Genomic DNA, 1,293 nt, shown 5'->3' on the forward strand with positions numbered 1-1,293 from the left:
TGTTGATGTTCACTAAGAAGTGGTCCGAGTGATCACCGGGAAATGAGCACCGTGAGCACGAAAAATTGAGCAGTTTAAGCAAGAGGGCCGCGCCCCGGGGACCGGGGGCGCGACCCTCGCCGTATGGTTTCCCCGGGCGGTTACTTTGGCGAGCCCGCCCGGGAAGGATGGAGGAGATGACCGTGCCCCTGGACACAGTGAATGATATACGGTCGATGGATGCCGCCGGGCGCTCGAGGTCCGAGATCGCCCGAATGCTCCACGTGAGCCGGAACACCCTGGCGAAGTACGCCGACATGGAGGACATGTCGCCCGCCGCGCCGATGCCCCGGAGGAGGGGCAGGCCCGCGCTCGAGGGCAACGAGGAATGGGTCGCGGGCGTTCTCGAGGCCGACCTCGGGGCCCCGAGGAAGCAGCGCCACACCGCCAGGCGGATCTACGACAGGCTCGTCGCCGAGCGCGGCTACGGCGGCTCTTACTCCACCGTGCAGAGGTTCGTCCGCGAGCTCAGGCTCGCCCGGGCGGCGGCGGGCGGAGAGGGGTACCTCGAGCTCGAGTGGGCGCCCGGCACCTGCCAGGTCGATTTCGGGAACTTCCGCGCCGCGGTCGGCGGGAGGACCCTCGACCTCAAGCTGCTGGTCGCGACGCTTCCGCACTCGAACGACCGGCAGTGCGTCGCCCTCATGTCGCAGAGGTCGGAGTGCCTGTGCGCCGGGCCGCTCGAGATCTTCCGCCGCTGGGGCCGCGCCCCGGCGGCGATGGTGCTCGACAACGCCACCGAGGCGGGCAGGATGGTGCGCGGCGAGGTCACGGAATCGAGGCTGTTCTCGCAGTTCAGGGCCCACTACCGCTTCGAGAGCCGGTACTGCAACCCCTATTCGGGAAACGAGAAGGGCTCCGTCGAGAACGCCGTGGGGTTCCTCCGGCGCAACCTCCTCGTCCCCGTGCCGGCGTTCGGCGCGCTCCCCGAGCTCAACGCGTTCCTCGCCGAGGGGTGCGCGGGGGTCAACGCGGCGGCGCGCTGCCGCGACGGCAGGCCGCACGGGGAGGCCTACCGGGAGGACCTCGCCGCCATGCGCGCCCTTCCCGGCGTGGAGTTCGACGCGGTGAGGTGGGTCACCGCCCGCGCCGACAAGCGCGGCTACGTCGAGGCCGACGGGCGCGAGTACGTCGCCGGGCCCGCCTGGCACGGGCGGAGCCTGCTCGTCGGCATGCGCGCGTCGACGGTGGAGATCCTCGCCGACCGCGGCCGCCGGGTCGCCGTCCTCCCCAGGGCCTTCGGGGAGGGCCCCG

1 protein-coding gene is annotated in these 1,293 nt (G+C 71.2%); it reads left to right on the forward strand.

The genetic code is table 11. From position 1 onward, the window contains the following. Positions 1 to 167: 167 nt before the first annotated feature. A partial coding sequence (gene istA, locus ABHU32_RS10020) for an IS21 family transposase (protein ID WP_346979819.1) occupies positions 168 to 1,293 on the forward strand: 1,126 nt, incomplete at its 3' end.

The organism is Collinsella aerofaciens, from assembly GCF_039758965.1.
GTDB lineage: Bacteria > Actinomycetota > Coriobacteriia > Coriobacteriales > Coriobacteriaceae > Collinsella > Collinsella aerofaciens_BR.